Source organism: Kribbella sp. (assembly GCF_035655035.1).
Taxonomy (GTDB): Bacteria; Actinomycetota; Actinomycetes; order Propionibacteriales; family Kribbellaceae; genus Kribbella.
On the sequence record NZ_DASRVN010000639.1, the window covers coordinates 1 to 3527 of the forward strand.

The window sequence follows — 3527 nt, forward strand, 5'->3', positions numbered from 1 at the left end:
AGGTAGACGTTCACCAGCAGCCCGATCGCCGGTGACGCGGTCGCGGCGAGCGTGCCGAACACCAGCGCCCGGGGCTGCCGGCGCAGCACCGAGACGACCGGCAACCGCACGATCTGTTGAGCCGCCCTGACCTGCACGAACTCCGGACTCTCCAGCAGGCGCAGGCGCACGACGAGCCCCACGGCCACCAGGACCACGCTGAGCAGGAACGGGATCCGCCAGCCCCAGGCGACGAACTCCGTCCCGGAGAGCACGCCGTTGCACAGGCCGAGCACGACGATCGCGGCGACGAGGCCGATCGGGTTGCCCATCTGCGCGAAGCTGCTGTACAGCCCGCGCCGGGCGCGCGGCGCGTGCTCCATGGCGAGCAGCACGGCCCCGCCCCACTCGCCACCGATCGCGACGCCCTGCACGAGCCGGAGCAGCACCAGCAGCACCGGGGCGAGAACGCCGATCTGGTCGTACGTCGGCAGCAGCCCGGTGAGGAACGTGCTCGCGCCGGCGAGCATGAGCGTGACCACGAGCGCGCGCTTGCGGCCCAGCCGGTCGCCGAAATGGCCGAACAGCACTCCACCGAAAGGCCGGGCGATGAAACCGACCCCAAAAGTGGCCAGAGAAACCAGCGAGCCGGCAGTCGGCGACGCTTTCGGAAAGAACTCAGGCCCGAACACCAGGCTCGCCGCCAGCCCGTACAGGAACAGGTCGTAGAACTCGATCGTCGTGCCGATCAGGCTCGCGGTCGCCACCCGCCGGAGGTGGACATCACCGTGCCGGGGATCGGACAACGCGGAGTCCTCGCGAACAGCCATGGGGCGACGGTATTCGGCGCGTGTCGACATGTTATGGACGATCCGTTACAGCGGCCGAATTTCCGACCTCGAGAAACACCATTCCTTGGAATGTTCTCAGTGGGCCAGGGAGCCTCGCGTCAGTTCAGCCCCAGGCCTCCGTCGACCGCGAGCACCTGCCCGGTCACCCAGGCGGCCGGGTCGGCCAGCCGCAGCACCCAGTCAGCAACCTCGGCCGGATCGCCGCGCCGGCCGAGCGGGATGCGCGCCGTCTCCTCTGCCTTGATCTGCGCGATGACCGCCTCGGGCAGCCCGGCGGAGGACAGCGCCTCACTCTCCGTCGGGCCGGGCGCGACGGCGTTCACGCGGACACCGTCCGGCGCAAGCTCGAGCGCCCAGCTGCGGGTGAGCTGCTCGATCGCGGCCTTGGTCGCCCCGTAGTGGGCGGCGCCGGCGATCGGGCGGTGGCCGAAGGTGCTCGACACGTTGATGATCGCGCCACCCCGCTCGCGCAGCGGGGCCAGCGCGGCCTTGGCCAGCAGGCTCGGTGCGGTCAGGTTCGTGGCGACGAGGTCGTCGATCCGGGCGGCCGTCGCCTCGGCCAGCGGCATGGCGGCGAACACGCCCGCGTTGTTGACCAGCACGTCGAGCCGGTTCCACCGGGCCAGCGCGGTGGCGACGATCACCTCCCCGGCGCTCTCGTCGCGCAGGTCCGCCGCGAACGGCACGATCGACGGATGCTCCCCCGCCGTCTCGGCCAGCGCATCCGGCCGCCGGCCCACCGCGAGCACGCCAGCTCCGGCGGCGGCGAACGCCCGCGCGATCGCCCTGCCGATCCCGGACCCCGCCCCGGTGACGACGACAGCGCGCCCGGTGAACCCACCGGTCCCGAGTGTCGTTCGATGTTCGTCGATCATAGACCAAACGTAGCACGGCACACCGGGGCCCCGCGCGCAATGAGACGGGCGTGCGACAGCGGCGCCCTAGGACGCTCCTGAAATAGGGCACCTGTGCGGGCGTGGGTGACGGGCAGGGTCTCTCAAGGCCGTCTGTGCGGCGTGTGGGTCAGCGGTCCCGGAGGAGCGTGACAACGAGTTCACCCTGCCCGTCGTGGCTAGGGTCGCGCTCGCGGTGGGCTCGGTCAAGACTGTGGGGGCTGCCGGGTGGTCAGGCGGGGGCTGGGATGGTCCAGGTCCCGGCGGCGCGGGTTAGTCCGAGGGCGAGCAGGCGGCGCAGGTTGAGCCCGGCGACGCGGTGGTGCAGCCACTGGTTGTTGGGGCTGGTTCCACGGAAGCGCAGCCGCCGGTTGCCGCCGGCGACCAGCCAGGAGATCGAGCGTTCGACCATGGGTCGGTGCTGGCGGTAGACGGCCTGGAACTGTGGATCCTGGGCGTGTTGTCGGTGGGCGCGAGTGATCGCGTCGAGTGGGTGCAGGGTCAACGAGCGGCCGGTCTTGCTGGTAGTGCAGCGTGCCCGCAGCGGGCATCCACGACAGCCCGCCCCGAACGTCACACCGCGCCGGGTGGTGATCGGCCGGGTGAGCCCGTTCGGGCAGGTCACCGAGCCTGGCTGGTCACCGTCGGGCTCAATGACGGTGAAGTCATCGAGGGTGAATCCGCCGGTCACGGCCGGGCGCAGCGGCCATGGCTTGATGATCGGGGTATGCCCGGCCGCCTCGATGGCTTCCAGCGCCTGCCCGGTGCCGTAGGCGGAATCCGCGAGCACCTCCCACCGCTGGCCCTGTTCGGGCTGCTCGGGCTGTTGTGAGTCGGTGCCCAGCAACAGCTCGACCCCGACCGCGGCGTCGGAATTGTCCGCTCCGGCGGCGGGGGCCAGCGCGGTGTCGGTGATGATCCCGGTGTCGGGCTCGACCACGATGTGGGCCTTATAGCCGTCCTGGCGCCGGGCGCGGGTCTTGTGGGCGTGCCGGGCCTGCGGGTCCACGGTGGAGATCACCCGGTCCGGGGCGACCCGGCGGGCTATCCGCCACCGCCCGTCGGTGCCGTCGGAGTCCTCGGCCGGCTCAACGTCCTGCCCAGCGATCAGGGCCAGCAACGCCACCGCATCCGCGGCCGTCGAGTCGAGCTCGGTATCGGGCAACTGTCCCAGTAGCCGGTGCGCGTCGCTGACCAGCGCATCGACCAGCTCTTCCCGGGCGGCCTGGTCGTCCCAGACGATCCGCGGCTTACCGGGCTGGGCGTAGTCATGCGCCGAGCAGTGCGCCGCGATCACCGCGGCCGCACCGGGCACCTCCCGCCCGACCCGGCGGATCGCGGCGATCAACTGGGTCACCGTGTCCTGGGTCGCGACCGCGTCATCGAGCACCGTGGAATCCAACGCCCGACGGGTCCTCCCGGCCAGCACCCCGGTCTGCGCAACCACCTCCCGGACCGCGTCGAAGATCCGGTCCGGACGTGAAGATCGACGCAGCCGTCCCCGCCACACCGTCAACGTGGTCGGATGGAACCCCTTCGCCGTAACCGCGAGCCCGCACGCAGCCTTCCACCGCAGATCGAACGTCACCGCCTCGACCGCCTCGGTGTCGGAGAAGTTGTTCAAAGTCTGCAACACGATCACCGAGGCGATCACCTCAGCCGGAACCGACGGCCGCCCACCCGGCTTGAACAGATCAGCGAACATCTCCTCGGGAAACAACTCGCGGCGATGCGCCGCCAGAAACGCGAACACCCCGCCCTCAGGCAACAGATGCCCGGCCACCGACTCGACATCCAAAATCTC

Annotated in this window: 3 protein-coding genes; all 3 read right to left on the reverse strand. The window is 70.7% G+C overall.

Annotated features, from left to right (window positions below; translation table 11 throughout):
- The coding region (locus VFF46_RS33435; RefSeq protein ID WP_325041243.1) for an MFS transporter at positions 1-809 on the reverse strand (809 nt) is incomplete at its 3' end.
- 119 nt (positions 810-928) lie between these two features.
- Complete coding sequence (locus VFF46_RS33440) at positions 929-1705, reverse strand: SDR family oxidoreductase (RefSeq protein WP_325041244.1); 777 nt, start codon at positions 1703-1705, stop codon at positions 929-931.
- 250 nt (positions 1706-1955) lie between these two features.
- Positions 1956-3527: IS1182 family transposase (locus VFF46_RS33445; protein ID WP_325041245.1), on the reverse strand; the 1572-nt coding region annotated here is incomplete at its 5' end.